General features: G+C 44.3%; 15 protein-coding genes. 6 read left to right on the forward strand and 9 right to left on the reverse strand.

Going from position 1 to position 16,787, the window contains the following annotated elements; all coding sequences use genetic code 11:
• Nucleotides 1-61: 61 nt before the first annotated feature.
• Nucleotides 62-3,079 (reverse strand): hypothetical protein, encoded by a 3,018-nt coding sequence (locus H6G03_RS08900; protein WP_190463964.1) that lies wholly within the window; start codon nt 3,077-3,079, stop codon nt 62-64.
• A gap of 210 nt (nt 3,080-3,289) precedes the next feature.
• On the opposite strand from H6G03_RS08900, the gene H6G03_RS08905 reads away from it, so the two are divergent.
• A complete protein-coding gene (locus H6G03_RS08905; protein ID WP_190463965.1) occupies nt 3,290-4,762 on the forward strand; it encodes a glycoside hydrolase family 13 protein in 1,473 nt (490 codons plus the stop codon).
• A gap of 184 nt (nt 4,763-4,946) precedes the next feature.
• Here H6G03_RS08905 and H6G03_RS08910 read toward each other — a convergent pair whose 3' ends face one another.
• The 3 genes from H6G03_RS08910 to H6G03_RS08920 form a co-directional block, all read right to left on the reverse strand.
• Nucleotides 4,947-5,348, reverse strand: coding sequence for a fasciclin domain-containing protein (locus tag H6G03_RS08910; RefSeq protein WP_190463966.1), 402 nt, complete (start codon nt 5,346-5,348; stop codon nt 4,947-4,949).
• A gap of 50 nt (nt 5,349-5,398) precedes the next feature.
• Nucleotides 5,399-5,815 (reverse strand): fasciclin domain-containing protein, encoded by a 417-nt coding sequence (locus H6G03_RS08915; RefSeq protein WP_190463967.1) that lies wholly within the window; start codon nt 5,813-5,815, stop codon nt 5,399-5,401.
• A 278-nt stretch (nt 5,816-6,093) separates the two neighbouring features.
• Nucleotides 6,094-7,074 carry an ABC transporter ATP-binding protein gene (locus H6G03_RS08920; protein ID WP_190463968.1) on the reverse strand — a complete coding sequence of 327 codons (981 nt, stop codon included), beginning with the start codon at nt 7,072-7,074 and terminating at the stop codon, nt 6,094-6,096.
• A gap of 182 nt (nt 7,075-7,256) precedes the next feature.
• Here H6G03_RS08920 and H6G03_RS08925 point away from each other — a divergent pair, with 182 nt between their 5' ends.
• Nucleotides 7,257-8,564, forward strand: a complete 1,308-nt coding sequence (locus tag H6G03_RS08925) for an alanine--tRNA ligase-related protein (protein ID WP_190463969.1) — start codon at nt 7,257-7,259, stop codon at nt 8,562-8,564.
• A 118-nt stretch (nt 8,565-8,682) separates the two neighbouring features.
• Here H6G03_RS08925 and H6G03_RS08930 read toward each other — a convergent pair whose 3' ends face one another.
• Together H6G03_RS08930 and H6G03_RS08935 are read right to left on the reverse strand one after the other, a co-directional pair.
• The gene (locus H6G03_RS08930) at nt 8,683-9,459 is read right to left on the reverse strand and encodes an alpha/beta hydrolase (protein WP_190463970.1); all 777 of its coding nucleotides are present in this window, start codon (nt 9,457-9,459) and stop codon (nt 8,683-8,685) included.
• Between the two features lie 75 nt (nt 9,460-9,534).
• The gene (locus H6G03_RS08935) at nt 9,535-10,716 is read right to left on the reverse strand and encodes an RNA-guided endonuclease InsQ/TnpB family protein (protein WP_190463996.1); all 1,182 of its coding nucleotides are present in this window, start codon (nt 10,714-10,716) and stop codon (nt 9,535-9,537) included.
• A 165-nt stretch (nt 10,717-10,881) separates the two neighbouring features.
• Here H6G03_RS08935 and H6G03_RS08940 point away from each other — a divergent pair, with 165 nt between their 5' ends.
• Nucleotides 10,882-11,037 (forward strand): hypothetical protein, encoded by a 156-nt coding sequence (locus H6G03_RS08940; protein WP_190463971.1) that lies wholly within the window; start codon nt 10,882-10,884, stop codon nt 11,035-11,037.
• 68 nt (nt 11,038-11,105) lie between these two features.
• The gene (locus H6G03_RS08945) at nt 11,106-11,345 is read left to right on the forward strand and encodes a hypothetical protein (protein WP_190463972.1); all 240 of its coding nucleotides are present in this window, start codon (nt 11,106-11,108) and stop codon (nt 11,343-11,345) included.
• Nucleotides 11,346-11,423: 78 nt separating this feature from the next.
• Here the strand turns inward: H6G03_RS08945 and H6G03_RS08950 are convergent, their stop codons facing one another.
• Together H6G03_RS08950 and H6G03_RS08955 are read right to left on the reverse strand one after the other, a co-directional pair.
• Nucleotides 11,424-11,603 (reverse strand): hypothetical protein, encoded by a 180-nt coding sequence (locus H6G03_RS08950; RefSeq protein ID WP_190463973.1) that lies wholly within the window; start codon nt 11,601-11,603, stop codon nt 11,424-11,426.
• Between the two features lie 13 nt (nt 11,604-11,616).
• Nucleotides 11,617-12,591: a phosphoribulokinase gene (locus H6G03_RS08955; protein WP_190463974.1), complete on the reverse strand. Its 975-nt coding sequence runs from the start codon at nt 12,589-12,591 to the stop codon at nt 11,617-11,619.
• A gap of 91 nt (nt 12,592-12,682) precedes the next feature.
• On the opposite strand from H6G03_RS08955, the gene H6G03_RS08960 reads away from it, so the two are divergent.
• Complete coding sequence (locus H6G03_RS08960) at nt 12,683-13,354, forward strand: pentapeptide repeat-containing protein (RefSeq protein WP_242060356.1); 672 nt, start codon at nt 12,683-12,685, stop codon at nt 13,352-13,354.
• A gap of 70 nt (nt 13,355-13,424) precedes the next feature.
• Here the strand turns inward: H6G03_RS08960 and H6G03_RS08965 are convergent, their stop codons facing one another.
• A complete protein-coding gene (locus tag H6G03_RS08965) occupies nt 13,425-15,227 on the reverse strand; it encodes a porin family protein (protein WP_190463975.1) in 1,803 nt (600 codons plus the stop codon).
• A gap of 266 nt (nt 15,228-15,493) precedes the next feature.
• On the opposite strand from H6G03_RS08965, the gene H6G03_RS08970 reads away from it, so the two are divergent.
• Entirely contained in the window at nt 15,494-16,714 is a 1,221-nt protein-coding gene (locus H6G03_RS08970) for a FecR family protein (protein WP_190463976.1), read from the forward strand.
• The last annotated feature ends 73 nt before the right edge of the window (nt 16,715-16,787 follow it).

The raw sequence follows: 16,787 nt of genomic DNA on the forward strand, positions 1-16,787 counted from the left end.
TAGCAAAAGTCCACTTTAGTGGACTGGAAAGCAATTTTGAGTCCACTTCAGTGGACTTGAGCTATGAGCCTGGGGTTTGAACCCCAGGCGGACTATCTCCATTTAAAACCCCCCTAACTTTAGTTAAAAATGCCAGCGAGTTAAAATTAACCTCCCCTCTCATGTGGTGAAACACGGATAACTTACTAAACGATTCTTCACCGATGATGTTCTCATAAGGATCGAGTTTTAAACTGATGTCGCTAGTTTTCTCGAATCGGGAAAAGTGAAAAAGTGTCAGATATTGTAAAATATCATTTTTCAACGGACTATCATCGTTAATTAACCCCGATCGAATGTCTCGATCGTCAAGAACGCCGGGATAAATGTTCAGCAGGGTAGAGTAGGAAATTACGCCGTTGTAAAAGCGATCGTCTCCTTGACCCACGCTAATCCCATTAAACAAATTGAAAAATACTACCGCTTCCTGCGCGGAATCTTGCGCTACATTCAACAATTCGGTTGTGTTCTGGATATAAAAAGAAGTTGCTTTAGGTTTTCCCGATCTTCGCACATAGTATTTATCAAAAAATACCGGATATATCTTGATGTCGTCGCGATTTCCCTTCAAATCCTCGATCAATGCAGGCGACATAAAATAGAGTCGATCGTCATTCTCATTTTGCGTTATATTCAGGTTACTCGTAAAAGGTGCTTGTGCAACATACAAAAAGTGTCGGTATCCCATGTTATAAAGATTGTTCACCGTGTCTATCAGAATCGGCGGATCGCGATACAAACGTTGATGTCGATAATTATCAGAAAAAGTTTTGATAATATACAACCGAATAGCACCATCATTTTGGCGCGTGACACCGATCGCTTCTCCCACCAAATTAGATATTCTATTGTCGCGATTTCTGTTACCTGTCCTGGCGTCGCTTTCCAAACTCGAAACAACAATAATCGCTAACTTATCCAGTGTTGGAGTATTTGCAGACTCAGTGAAGTGAAACTTTTTAGGTAACACAGAATACAAAGAATTAAGACCGTTCCTAATTTTGAAAGCGTCCGCACTGCGAACGCGAAAACCTTGGGAATTGCACCGATGGTTTTCGTTCAATAGATGACACAATGTTTTAGATAGATGCGCCACGAACTTTTCTGATGGTGCGCGGTTATTGTGGGTTCCCTCGTGCAATCTTACCATCGGAATAAACAACCTTTTTTTGGCAGCATCTAGCAATATCTTCAGGCAAATATAAGCCAACAAAGAAATGGTAAATCGATAAACAAAAGCTTGGTTATGATTAAATCCATTTTCGTCGTCTAAGCGGCGGTTGTTATAGCGAAATAATATCAACTTATTATCTTGCATGAAATAATTTTGGTAAGCATTCATACAACTTTCAGGAACCCACATCACTGGTAAAGCATTAACACCTGTGATATCGTATTGCATCCTGAAGTTTTGGCGTTCTTCAGTGGAAAAATAGCGGATATCTTCAATAGTAATACTAGCAGGTAGCTGACAAAGAGCATTTCGTTCGACGTGCATTTCGTCAATCGAAATGTATCTCAGACATTCTTTGGGATTGCGTCCTACAACTTCTCTGAAGAAAATACCGTTGAAAATTTGGTTTGTGTCGTTTTCTAGGATACCTCTTCTCACACTAATCTGGATTGGATAGGTTCTCTTTGGTAAAATAGTTTGTCTGTCTAGAAAGTCTTTCAGCAATTCCCTTAGTCTATTTATTTTGTCTCGGACATTATATTCATTGAAACCTCGGACGATCGCACTTAAGCGGCTGTTTTTTCTATCTTCATTATTACCCTGAAAATCTGATAGTATTCTTTCAAAAGCGATGATAGGGTTATAATTTAGGTCGTCATTAGGATTGTAATCATCTAGGTTCGGGTTATTGCACGCAAAGACAAAGAAGTACAAAAAAGCTAGCTTTAATAGCTTTGCTCCAAAGTTGTTAGGATTTCTTTCACGTTCCTGATTATGCTCAGGACTTTCTGGATTCAGTAAATTGAGATTGTAATCAAAAACTTCATCACCCCCGCGTGCTTCAACTGAATTACCAAACTTCATTTTGAAGCCAAAAGTAAATTGGCGTTCTCCCTGGCTAGTGTTTGTACTTTCTCCCAAATTACCTGTTACAATGGGAATGATGGGAAGAGAGTCTAATACTTCCGATCGCGCAAACACATCTTTGTAATTAATCGGCGCTCCAGCATAGCTCACATCGTAATAACTATCCGGTCTGTCCTGGTTCAAGTATTCTTCTATTAGTCTGAGGCGGCGAATCAAATCTTGCAGATAAATAAAGCCTACACTGTTTTTATTATCGATATTATCTCTGATATATTCCAAATACCTTATCTTCGCTTCTTTCTTGAGTTTACCGAGAGCTTCTGTGTCTACAATTCGCTTCAGGCGATTGAAGTCAGAGCGATCGTCTTCTATCTGATCTTGAATGCGATCGAACAGTTCTTCCCGATCGGATTGGCTGTCAAAAGTAACTCGATCGTCAATATGATTTGACAATCCATCCTGCAAATATTCTGGAAATCGATCGATCTCCCTTACCGTAATAGTAAGTTTGTGAAATTTCAGCAGCGAATCACTCCCAGTCAGGTGGCGATCGACACAAAGTTTTTGCTTGAGTAAATCAGGCGAATGTCTGTTAAAATTATAAGTAAAACCCAACCTACTTGAATTTCCATCGAAAGAAGTTAAAGGAGTAACTAAGTTAGCAACAAACTCCTCAATCGAAGTATTTTGCCCTACACTAGCTTTTAGTTGCTCTTGCAAACAATCTCTGATTTCTCGAATCAAATTGCGAAAAATTTCTTGGAATTCCGGAGTAAAATTGATAGTAGCAGAACGAACACCATTAGGAGATGAGAGAGGATTTTGCACTTGTAAAGAAGCGACCTGACTGGCTACAGTGTCAATATCGATCGCCAGCCGCTGACCGTTTTCTGCTACGCGAAACGAATTCTGACCTCTTAAACATTGTAAAATTTTTTGTAGTAAATCCCTGTAGTCTACATAGATCGGATCGTTGTCACCCTGTTCTAAAATGTTCATATTTAGCTTGCTTTGCCTGATCTTATTCATATTCAACCACTAGAGGTAGATGTCAGTCAATGGCTGAATTTGTTAAATCAGCTACATAAACATACTGAGAAACCGGGTTTCTTGGCGTGATTCCTAAATATTTATAGTTTTCTATCAGAAGTGAGAACCACAAACTTGCGAATAGCTGTACCGTTACAATAAAGAGCTAGCAAGTCATTTATGCAGATTAATACTCCAGATTGGGTCAAACACGCCGTTTTCTACCAGATTTTTCCAGACCGCTTTGCCAGAAGCAAGCAATCTCGCAAGCGCCTGTTAAAGAATGCCTCTTGGGAAGCTTGGGACGATATGCCAACTCTACAAGGCTACAAAGGCGGCGATTTGTGGGGTGTAATGGAACAACTGGATTATTTACAGGATTTGGGGATTAACGCCATTTATTTTACCCCCATTTTTCAATCGGCTAGCAATCATCGTTACCACACTCACGATTATTACTTGGTCGATCCGATGTTGGGCGGAAATTCTGCTTTTAAAGAATTGCTAGATGCCGCCCACAAAAGGAATATTAAAGTTGTTCTGGACGGGGTATTTAATCATGCCAGTCGCGGCTTTTTCTTTTTCCACGATATCTTAGAAAATGGCCCTCATTCCCCTTGGTTAGATTGGTTTAAAATTGAACGTTGGCCGCTATCTCCTTACAATGGTGAGTACCCTGCTAACTATGTGGGTTGGGCTGGCAATCGGGCGCTACCGGAATTCAATCACGAAAATCCCGAAGTGCGGGAATATATTATGGAAATTGCCGAATATTGGATTAAATTCGGTATTGATGGTTGGCGTTTAGATGTGCCGTTCGAGATAAAAGTGCCTGGTTTTTGGCAGGAGTTTCGCGATCGCGTCAAAGCCATCAACCCAGAAGCCTACATCGTCGGCGAAGTTTGGGGAGACTCCCGCCAATGGTTGGATGGAACTCAATTTGATGGCGTGATGAATTACCTATTTGCCGCACCGACGATCGCATTCACAGCAGGCGATCGCGTTGACATCGAACAAGTACAAGATCGTTCCTACCAACCTTACCCGCCCCTATTTGCCAAAGAATACGGCGAAAAAATTCAGCACCTATTGCAACTATACCCTTGGGACATCCAACTCACCCAACTTAACTTATTAGCAAGTCACGATACAGCGCGGCTGCTTTCCATCGCCAAAGACGACAAACCCAGTGTAGAATTAGCAACATTGCTGCTGATGACATATCCGGGTGCGCCCAGCATTTACTACGGCGATGAAGTTGGCTTACCGGGTAAGTTAGATCCCGACTCTCGGCGCGGTTTTCCTATGGAAGCCCATTGGGATATTTACGTTCTCAAATATCACCAAAAACTGATTGCCTTGCGTCAGAAATACCCAGCCCTCCGCACCGGTTACTATCACATTTTATATGCAGAGGGAACAGTTTATGTGTTCGATCGCATTCTGGGAAATGAGGAATTAATTATTGCCGTTAATGTCGGTACAGCACCTGCACAAGCCAGCTTTGAAGTAACTGGTTTGCAATCTCAACCCAGCCAGTTATTGTACGGTGACTGCGAGGTATCCTGGAGCAACGACGAAGAAAAATCCAACCAACTAACGTTGAATATTCCCCCTCGTACAGGCTGTATATTGGGAGAAGAGAGGGGCTAGGGACTAGGGGTTAGGGGTTAGGGAAGAGGGAAGAGGGAGAGGGAAAAGGGAAGAGGGAAGAGGAGGAATTTTTGAATGATTGACTTTCCCTAACCCCTAACCCCTAATCCCTAACCCCTTTTTGAATTTTGACTTTTGACTTCCCCTCTCCCCCTCTGCCATACCATAGTAAGCACGAAAATCCCTATTGCGGAACCAAGACGGTATCAATAACGTGAATAACACCGTTGTCAGCTTCGATATCGGATTTCACAACAGTAGCATCACCGACCTTGACGCCATTAGAGGTATCAATCTTGAGGTCTGAACCTTCAAATGTAGTAGCCTTGTCCAGATTCATCACATCTTTAGACATCACTTTGCCTTCGAGGACATGATAAGTCAGAATCTTTGTTAATTGAGGAATATCTCCCAGAAGTTTGTCTATAGTTCCTGTTGGTAGGTGGGCAAAAGCTTCATCGGTCGGCGCAAATACGGTGAAAGGGCCAGTACTTTTGAGAGTATCTACCAAACCAGCTGCCTTAACCGCCTCTACCAAAGTGTTGAAAGAACCGTTTCTAACGGCGGTATCTACAATGTCTGCCATGTATTTTACCTGTTTAATAAATTTCGGAATTAATGCAAGCTTTGGTGCAGTTAATGACCGGCAACTAATGCAGGCATCAACACGGTATCGATAACGTGAATAACGCCGTTGTCGGCAAGAATATCTTGTTGAAGCACTTTGGCATCATTCACTTTTACGCCGTCTGAGTTGTCAATTGCGATTATCGAGCCCTCAAGTGTGGGAGCTTCATCTATCTGAAGGAGGTCATCAGACCTAACATCCCCAGGCACGACATGATATGCCACAATTTTCTTGAGCTTGGGAATATCTTCCATCCAGGAAGCTATCGTGGTAGCTGGAATTTTGGCAAATGCTTCATCGGTCGGTGCAAAAAGTGCCAAGGAGCCAGGACTCTTGAGAGCGTCTAACAAACCAGCGGCTTCCACTACAGTCAGCAAAGTTTTGAAAGAACCGACGCTAGCAGCAGTCTCAACTAAATCAGCCATGTGTTTTCCTTTAATGAGTTATGCCATTAATGAATAGCAATAGGAAAAGTCATGCTGCATCTTTCAAGAGTTTGAGATGAAGAAGCTATAGCTAGGGGCTAGGGGCTAGGGGCTAGGGGCTAGGGAAGAGGAAAAATAGAAGAGGGAAGAGGGAAAAGGGAAGAGGGAAAAGGGAAAAGAGAAAAGATTTATTCTCCCGCTCCCTCACTCCCCCACTCCCTCTTCCCTCTCCCTCTTCCCCTAGCCCCGACGCCCTAACCCCTAGCCCCTGTACTGGCTCAACTGCTGGCAACAAAGCCCCGCTGTCGCAGCTGCTGCATGAAAAAGTCTTCCAGTGAGGGGCGGGCTAAATTTAAAGAAATTATTTGTGCCTGCATCGCGTTTATACTGGCGACAAAATCCTGTAGTTCGCCCTGTAAATGACCTTTCCAGCTGTTTTCTTCAAAGTCTAAGTCTGGTATCCATTTTTTAAGAACTTCCGAGTTACCGCCTTTGCCTTTGACGTAGTATAAGTCTGCGGTGCCTAGCAGTTCATCCAAAGAGCCGATGCAAATTAATTCGCCTTGGGCTAATATGGCGATGCGATCGCAGATCATCTCCACATCCGACAATACGTGAGAGTTGAAAAAAATCGTCTTGCCCTGTTCTTTGAGCGATAAAATAATCTCGCGGATTTGGTAGCGCCCCATCGGATCGAGTCCTGACATCGGCTCATCCAGAAACACCAATTCCGGATCGTTGATTAATGCTTGCGCCATCCCGATACGTTGCATCATCCCTTTGGAATATTGACGCAATTGTTTTTTCTTAGCAGCTGACTGGGCAAGTCCTACCATATCTAACAGTAGGGGGATGCGCTCTTTTTGTACCGACTCCGGGATTTCAAATAATCCGGCTGTCATCTGCAAAAATTCCCAGCCGGTGAGGTTGTCGTAGTAATAAGCATTTTCTGGCAGATAACCGATGCGTTGTTTGACGGTGCGATCGCCCAACGGTTCTCCCAAAATTGTCGCACGTCCGGAAGTCGGACGCACAATACCCAGCAGCGTTTTGAGCAGTGTAGTTTTTCCCGCACCATTTTGACCCAAAAGCCCGAAAGTTTCGCCTTTATAGACTGTGAGCGTACAGTTTTTCAGCGATTCGATTTTCTGGTTAAGCCAGAAGCCAGTAAGGTAGGTTTTGCTTAGCTCATAGGTTTGCACGACCGGCTCGCGTCCAAGGACAATGGCTCCTTCTGGGGAATCTTCAACGAAAGTCATAGGAGTTCGGCTATATACGGTAACTGAGTGTGATTATTCATTATTTTGCAACGATCGTCTTTCCGATAATACGGGACAATTGCCAGCGTTTCTCGTCTCCAGTTAAAATTTCAGCATTCTAGGTGCGATCGTACCAACATCTAATTTGACTCATTTTTAGATAATTTTCACCATGTTTAGTTATGAATAGCAACCAAATCAGACAAAAATTTCTTTCATTTTATGCTGCTAGAGGTCATCAGATTTTACCCACAGAATCTTTGGTTGCTAACTCTCCCGATTTAATGTTCCAAACTAATCTTTGGACATTGCCATTTCATCCAATTTCTCTGGGACAGCGATACTCGCCATCGAATCATTCTACAATTTTGCAAAAGCATATTTCTCCCAATTTGACTGTTCTTACCGAGCGCCATCTTACCTTTTTCGAGATCTTGGGTAATTGCGGCAACTATTCTCAAGAACAGGCATTAAGTTGGGCTTGGGAACTTTGCACGGAAGTTTATCAACTGCCACCGGAGCGATTGGTGGTAAGTGTACGTATAAATGATACTGAAACCTTTGCCATCTGGCGCGATCGCATTGGCGTACCCGAACACCGAATTATTTTCAGCAACCAGAATTTTTGGCGCACTCGTCCGCACGGTCACTGCGGTCGCAACACCCGCATTCACTACGATTTTTACCCAGAACGAGGCTATCAATCGGTTGCATCAGAAGAGGATATCCAATTTCAATCTAAAGATAAAGAATACTACGATCGCCCGGACACGCTTCATTACCTTTTACCAGAGGAAGATTTGCGATTTCTCAGCTTTTACCATCTGGTTTTGATGGAATTTGATACCGAAAAGTATGTCAATAAGCTAATTCCACTTCAGCGTAATTATATAGATGCGGGTCTAGCTGTAGAAAAGCTAGCAGTTATTCTTCAAGAAGTATCTAACTTCTATGAGACTGACTTAATATTTCCCATCATTGAAACTGTTGCTGAAGTTGCTGGAGTTGATTACGAGCGAGCCGATGCCTGGACTAAGATTTGTTTAAAAGTAATTGCCGATCAAATACGTGCAGCTGTGTACTTGAGCGCCGATTGTGTCCCTAAACCGCCACATTTCTGGAACCATCCTATCCGTAAGCAAATTAAAATATGGTTAATGCGTGTAGTATTGCACGCACAACTGTTAGGCATTGAACATCCTTTTGTGAAATTGCCGATCGCTACTACCATCACTTTAGGAGAAAAATTTTATCCCCTTTTGCGACAACAACAAAATGAAATTACCGCCTTCCTACAAGACGAAGAATCTTACTGTTGGAAACAACTCCAAACCGCACGAGAAAAAGGTATTGTTACTGGCCGAACGATCGAGCAATTTTTCCACACCTACGATTGCTCTATAAAAGATATTCAAAGATGGGCTACTCAGCAAAGTTTGACTCTTGATTTTTCAGAATACAATGCTATTTTAGGGCCAGAAATTGATTGAATTTTATCGAAATAATACAGTAATCTAGTCCTAAAAAATTTCAGTCAATGACTTTTTACACTTGGTTTGGCTAATCCCAGCGCGTCAGTCCAGTAAAAGAAGTTAAGAAATCATTTTTCTAAACACCTAAAAAATTCTGGATCGCCTCAAAATATAAATCCATCCCCAGTAGCATCAAATTGTTGTGACCGGCTTGAGAAATCAGCAATATCTCTTTGTCCTGTGCAGCAGAAGAACGATGCAATTCCAGCGCATCTTCTACCGGAATCAACACATCATTTTGACCGTGGATAATGAGAGTTCGTGTAGTAATTTGGCTCAATTTGAAGGCGTTGCCACAGCCATCGCGCTCTTCCTCTGCTCTTTTAATTATTACTCCGAAGCGGGATAGTAGCGCGAAAGTATCTGCAAAGCCGCTCTCAATAATCAGTCCTGCCAATCGATCGCCTGCATACCTCGCCACTTCGATCGCAGCCGCGCTGCCAAGACTTCTACCCATAACATAAAACTGCTTTGGACTCAAGTAATGAGACTGGAAAATCTCACCAACCGCATCGAACACAGTCACAGCATCACTCAACAAATTGCTAGCTGTAGGCTTCCCGTCGCTCGATCCATATCCACGATAATCCATCACCAGCAGAGTGATGCCTAAGTCCACGTAGATCTGTGCCAGTTCATCGTAATCAGCAGCAATTTCCCCATTACCGTGAAAATAAACGATTGCTGGCGAATCGGTTGATGCTGGGTGCAATCTTCCCGTGACGGCGACACCGGGTTCAACCTCCACAGCAACCGGGTAGACAGCTGGAATGTTCGAGCTAAAGTTGTAATCTCGTCTGGGATGGAAGATTACCTGCAATATATCAGGGCGATCGAGAATAGGATGAGTCATGTTAGGCCATTATCTCAATTGACAACTCCCCTGCCTGAAGGCGAGGGGATTCTTGGTTTATTGGGATAGCTTATGCTACTTGCCCTCCCCAAAATTCACTGCGATGTGCCCCACCGCTGTATATCCACGTTGCAAAACCACTTGCGCGGCTGCAACATCTCGATTTGTCTCATACCCACATTCAGGGCATTTATGCACCCGCTCAGATAGATCCTTTTTGCCTGTATGCGTCTGACATCTAGGGCAAGTTTGGCTAGTGCCATTCGGGTCTACTTTGGCAAAGTATGCACCTCGCTTAAAGCTCACATAACCCAAAATACCGAGGAACTGTCCAAAGCCTACATCAAATGTATGCTTGCATAGCATTCCGGCTGACATGGCTTTGAGGTTTAGATCCTCGGCAAATATAGTTTGTCCTTGGTTGCACAAATGATGAGCGGTCTTAAAGTGAAAATCTTTGCGACTATTCGAGATGTATTCGTGGTGTCTGGCAATTCGACGCTGAAGCTGACGAAATTTTCTAGACCCTTTCTTCTTCCGTTTCAATTGACGTTGCAGCAATTTCAGCTTGAAGAGCCCATCCACAAAGAATCGAGGTCTATCGATCAACTCCCCGTCTGAAGTTGCCAAAAAGTGTTCCAGTCCTAAATCAATCCCTAATCCATGACCTGATGGTGAAGTTTGAGGCACTTCGACATCGCACTGCAACGCGAGCATGGCATAGTAACCAGAAGCCCGCTTAACAACGCGAATTTGTTTCACCTCGAACCCTTCAGGAATAGGGCGAGACAAGTGCATTTTAACCAAGCCAATCTTAGGCAGATTAACCCAATCCTCATCATTGAATCGTTGCACGGATTTCAAATTCAACTGAGGGAAAACAAATGAGCGCATCCGTTTTTTAAATCTGGGGAATCCATACCCACGATCCCACATCGCCACAAATGCCGACTCTAATTGGCGTAACACTTGTTGCAATACATGAGTGTGAGGTAGTTTCAATTCAGGTATTGATTTCTTTGCTTCTGCCAGTGTTTTGCACTGACGAGCAAAAGTTGGACGTGGTGCATCAACAGGGATAATGTATTCCTGCTTGATGCTGCATGAGTCGATCTCACACTTGCGAGAGTTAACCCAATCCTTTCGTTCTCGCAAGGCATAGTTGTAGACCTTCCGACAAATTTCTAACCAGTGGTCGAAGGTTTCGCGTTGCGCGTCGGTGGGAATAAGCTTGTACTCGTAGGTTAGATTCAACATCCCACTATTATAACACCTGTCTGAATAAACGAGCGTGTATTTATTCAAAATCCTCGTGGTGGTTGTAGATTTTGAAAAGCCGCTCCTTTAGGACGGGGCTTGTATCCCATTCTTTCGATCGGACATAAAATCGAAAAGGATTTGCGGAAAATTGAGAGGCAACAAATGGAACGCAAAAAAATCGTGGCAATTATCACCGGCGCAATTTCCTTAATTCTAGCGATCGCCTACCTATTCCTTGTGCAACTGCTAGATTTTCGCGGCCCAATGCAACCCGCACCCCTCAGCCAGCTACCCACAGTAGCAGAATATATTTCCTGAACTACTCCGGCTATGCTTTAGGTATAGCCGGAGCTTCGTTTAGGGATTATAAGAGAGGTGGTTATAATTTGGAATCAACTGGTCTGAATAATGAGCGCTTAATAGCTTTAATCATCTTGATTACTTTGGCTTACACCAGTTCCATCATGTCTGGCGAAAAAATCAAAAAGAAGGGAGTAGTTAAATATGTGGGTCGCGTGAAAGAAAAACGAAGAATGCAACGCCACCATAGCAGCTTTTATATTGGTCTACACGGCTATGTTTGGGCGGAATCCCTTGATTTTTTTAGTGAACAAACTGCTAAATAGATGTCTTTAAGTCCTCATAAATTACCTGATTATCAAAGAGGTCGTCGCGCCGAGATCCTTATTCAGTCTACCTTTGAGCTATAGTTGTCGCCCCGTCAGCCCTCGATACGAACAGACAAATTTTCGCATCACTGTACCGCTGCAACCGCACAAGAAATCAGAAACAGCGTCACAGCATAGTTGACATCGGTCTGCAAACAGATTTTGTCGGTAGCAAAGGCGATCGCAGCCAATTGCGCCTGACTGCGGGCTACTCATTTTCTTTTCGATCCTAAACTCTACTGCCCTCCAGAGGTACTGCCTTTGTAGACTCCAAGTGGGTAGCCTTAATCATATGATAGCCAACCATTAGCTGTGTTAGCGCCAGGGGATAACTTTCCAGAGTTTCCCCAGTTGTACCGATCAGCTTGCCAAGTTCTGGGTTGCCTTCGAGGCTACAGAAAGGCAATAAGTCAGGTATTTCATTACAGATAATCTTCTCTATCTTGCTAACCTGTTCCTTAGTCGCGTGACTATCCACTTCCAGAACATCAACAGGTTTACCCATATCTCGATCGAGTTCTAGCCGAATCGCTGGCATCGAATCCACTTTGCTTTGCTCCAAAATTTCTGTAAAATCCGGGTGCGGTACAGTCGGTCTGAGTACCAACCGTACATTCAGGTGCGAAGCATCTTCCCCAGAAGCATCTTTAGGCGGGTAGAAACTCACCACCACATCTGCCCACTGGCGTTGCGGACGGATAAACTGTTCCGAATCAGGTTCCCGTTTTTCCATTTCCGCAAGAACTTGTTCCGCCGTGTAGCCCCGCTTCATCGTATCTCGCTTCACCTTCCAATTAGCACGCAGGGATTCTGGCGGAGCCAGGTACACCTTGACATCGTAGCAATCTCGTGCTATCCGCGTTGAATAACCGAGCAATCCTTCAATAATCACAAATTTGCTGGGCTTGATATACTGTGGCGGTTCAAACGTCCCTGTTTTGTGACTGTAAACCGGCTTGAGGATCGGTTGTCCGGTTCGCAGCAAGCTGAGGTGCTGCTGCATGATATCTATATAATTGCAGTCCGGGTGCAGTGCCGTGATCCCAATCTCGGCACGCTGACTCCTGTCGTAGCGGTGGTAATCATCCGTGCAGATCACCGTGACATTATCTGGCCCCAACACCTGTGCAATACCTTTAGTCAGCGTTGTTTTACCGGCGGCGCTGTCGCCAACTATGCCAAGGATAATGGGACGAGAAGTCATAGTTCTTGCTCTACTGATGCTAAAAGAATTCTTAATAGATTTAATTTTATGAGTTTATGGGTACGGGGATCAATCCTCGCTATGACTTTCTATGTCAATCTCTATAACAATGCCCAAGTCCGATCGAAATATAACTCAACACTCCTTCGCGCCAGAAAAGTGGATCGATACTCGCTCCTGTACTCTAGGTTGTCTGGGCTATGTAGCTGGAATCTTAACTTTGCCAATCGTTGTATTTCTGACGTTGAATACACCTGATGCCAGAAAGCAACGGTTTTTGGAGCGCAAAACGAATGAATGTCAGCGATGCGACCTATCTAACCAGGATCTATCACTCAGGCAGTTTAACAATGCAGATTTCTCAAAAGCAAATTTGCAAAATGTGGTTTTAGGAGGCGCTAAATTAAGGAACGCAAAATTTTCCTATGCTAATCTCAAACACTCTGTTCTGCGGCAAGCTAATCTAGAAAATGCAAATTTTGATGGTGCGAATTTGTCTCAAGCGGATTTTCGTTGTGGTGCCGGGACTTGCACCTATCTGAGCGGTACAAGCTTTAAAAATGCAAATTTAACAGGGGCTAATTTTCAATCTGTTGGGTTCACACCAGTAGGTGAGATAGGGTTGCCAAATGTTGATTTCACAGGAGCAGATTTGAGGGAAGCAAACTTTAATGGTGCGAGCTTAAAGGGTGCCTTGCTGGAACGAGCCAAATTCTGTAAAACAAGGATGCCGGATGGAAAAATTTCCAACCGAGACTGCTAAATTTACAGTTTCATTCTCCTCTATACTCTAGGCAATCTTTGGTGGCGAATGCCCACCCTACACAAAATTTTTATTTAAAAATTTGCCAATCAACACTGTAAGTGACACTGAAGAAAAAGTCATCGTAATCAATATACGATTCGCTAGAATTTCCGGTCGTTAAACCACCTCTAACGCTTATTTGGCTATCGCTCGATACTTGGTAAGTTAAGCGCCCTAGCAGGCGCTGATAATAGTCTTCGCGCAGTGTCTTAGTGTAGTCGAGAAAGCTAAATTGGTAATCCAAACCAACCTGTAAATTCTTTTGCAAATAGTAGCTAAAAGAAAGGGATAAATAATTGATAATTCGACTGCGGCTATCCGGATCGGCAAAACTGAAACGAACGTCGTAGTAAGAATCCAGAGCCAGCCGTCGAGTCAGCCAATCTCTTCGAGAAAGGGACAGGTAAGCGGAATGTTCGTTTAAAAAGCGATCGCCATTACTTGCCCTAAAATATTGTTGATTGCTCCAACCTACTTCGCCGAAGGTATTAGAGCCAATTCGTTTGTTAATACCGGTTCTGAATCTGACAAAATTGTAATCGTACTGCGATTCATTCAGATAGCGAATTAGATAACCATCGATCGAAGTAGTTAAATAAGTTCCCTTTCTCAACATTGGTGCCGACCAGATCGTTACGCTGGGAATAAACTGGCTATCTGAAATCGGATCGACCCCAGAAAAAACGTTGCTGGTGTAAAAATAACTGATTCTGGGCACTACATGGATAATTGGCTGAGGCTGACGTGGCGGCACTTTCCTTTCCCGCAGGCGCAGCCTACCCAAATCTGGATCGTCTTCCGTTGCAGAAGGTTGCGACTGTTGTTGTGTTGGTGCAGGTGTAGAGGTGGGGGAAGGCGATGGTGTTGGTTGAATTTCTTGTGCAGGCTTTCCGGCTGGCTGCTGCGCCAGAGAAGCACGATCGATCGAACTAAAATCAGACAATGCTTCTAATTCTTCTAAAGTTGCTACTACGTTTAGCCGCTCATCAATATCGAGATGTTGATTAATTATCGGAACTTGCAAACTGGCGCTACTCAAGTCTGCTGCGGAAAAGCTATATGCTGAAGATATTGCGGCTGGGGACAGTCGATCGTCCGAGCTGCGATCGCCCCTTGGAAAAATAATTTGTTTCGCCAGTAGGTTAGCTGTATCGGTTTGTGGAATATGAGAGTGTATTCTTAGCACCTTTGGGATTACAGGCGTTGTCAGAGATGGCGCACCTGCTTCAGATAGCCTTCCATAAGGTGATAGCTGCCATTGGGAATCGGTTAACAACCTCACGCATTGCGTCAGAAAGTTCTGTTTGGAAGTCAGGGAAATGCTACTTGGCGTCGAAGATTCGGACTGGTGGCGAAGAAGCGATCGAGTGTAGGGAGATCGAGCAGTTACAAAGCACTCCTTATCGTTTATCCGTTCAAAACTAGAGGATATCTTTGAAGCCAATTGGAGAGAAGAAGCAACTTCCCGATCGCCAAATGGATCGGACGCGATCGCCGCCAATCCAACAGAAGACCAGACTGCGCTACTCGATACTAACAAAATCGAAAACGCGAAATATGAGCCCCATTCCCCTTGCACCTTTGAGAGGCGGTGCTTGCAAAGCGAGACATTTCCTGTCTTTTCCATTTCTGAACAGCATTCAAAATCAGTCAGTCGCACAAACTTAGATTGTGGCTTGAAATTACCAGCAAATAAAGATCTTTTTACTGTCAAAACGTCACCTTTAGCAAAGGGTGTTTCCTTAAGCCATACTAGCTCGTGGGCGTAGCGCTTTCGCTGATAGCTGGTGTATTGCTTGAGGAGTATAGCTTTAGGCTGAAATTTATTCAAAGTAGATTTTGAATCCCCCTCAGTACCATCGATTCGATCGCACCCGCTCCACGAGTTAGATCTCTAGATTAAAAAATAACCTATAAAGTGATAATAAGAGTTTTTTATGCTTTTCTGGTGAGTATAGCTGCTTTTTACTGCCGTTTACTCCCCTTTATACTCCTTAACAATTAGGCGTTTCAGTAATGATTTTGTAGGATGGAAGTAAAGGGTTTGCCTTTATCGGCTTTGGTATGGGTTAAATATTCCAACTTTGGGAAAGATCCATGTCTCATAAATTACTTCTGCTCCTGGGCTTAATTTTGTGGAGCATTATGACACTGCCTCTACCTCCAGAGGCTAGTGCGGAAATGCCATTAACTAAAGCCGTTATTCAGAGCCTACGCAACCTAGTGCGGTTAATCCCACAAAATCAAACAGGGCGTCCGGCCCGTGTATCCGATCCGGTGAACCCTGGAGATTCCTTGGCTACAGGTCGAGAATCTCTAGCAGAATTGCGCTTCAATGATGGTTCTCTGGCACGGGTTGGCGAACAAGCAGTATTCCAGTTTTTGCCGAATACGCGAACCTTTCGATTGTCCAATGGTACCGCACTACTCCTGATCCCGCCAGGACGCGGTACGACCCGCGTGCAAACTCCCAATGCCAGAGCTGGAATTCGGGGATCTGCTTTATTCGTGCGCTACAACCCCGAAACTGACACCACAGTCGTAGGAGCCCTGACAGATAGTAACATCGAAGTATTTAATCAAAATAGTTCCCAACGAGAGGGGCTGCAAGCCGGTCAGCTTGCTGTAATTGTTAAAGACAGAATAGAGCGTGTATTAGATTTCGATCTCAGAACATTTTATGAAACTAGCGGTCTGGTAAGAGGACTAAACCTGACTCAGCCTGGAGATAAAACTAATCCAGATGCAGCAATAGCCGAGGTTCAATCCGAAACTTCTGCCGCCGTTACAGGACAGACTCCCATCACCGGTAATGACGTAATTGAAAACCCAAATTTCATCCAGCTGCCTGCCACTTCATCAGATTTAGCCAATCCTGGTAGCAGGATCGATAACCCCATAGATACACCCGGTTTCGATCGAAACTTCGGACAACCGAACGGCCCAAATCCGTTTAACAGTAATCCAGCCTTAGAGAATCCCCCGCTAGAGGGCGCTGAAATTCTCTTAAATCAGGAAAACCCGCCATCACCGCCGGTTAACCCACCTGTAGAACCACCGCCACCGCCGCCACCACCGCCGGTCAACCCGCCTGCCGAACCGCCACCACCACCACCGCCACCTCCTCCTGTAGGTAGTGGTAATGGCCCGCCAGATTCTCCTGGCAATTCCAATAATGGGCCGCCCGGTACGCCCGGTAATCCCGGTAATTCCGGAAACAATGGCCCGCCAGATTCTCCTGGCAATTCCAATAATGGGCCGCCCGGTACGCCCGGTAATCCCGGTAATTCCGGAAACAATGGCCCGCCTGAAGCTTAATAGCGGGAAAGGCAAATGATGGCCTATCTTACAGGGAACTGAAGCTGGAAAACCCCATAAAGTTGACGGGGTG

The organism is Aerosakkonema funiforme FACHB-1375 (assembly GCF_014696265.1).
Lineage (GTDB): Bacteria > Cyanobacteriota > Cyanobacteriia > Cyanobacteriales > Aerosakkonemataceae > Aerosakkonema > Aerosakkonema funiforme_A.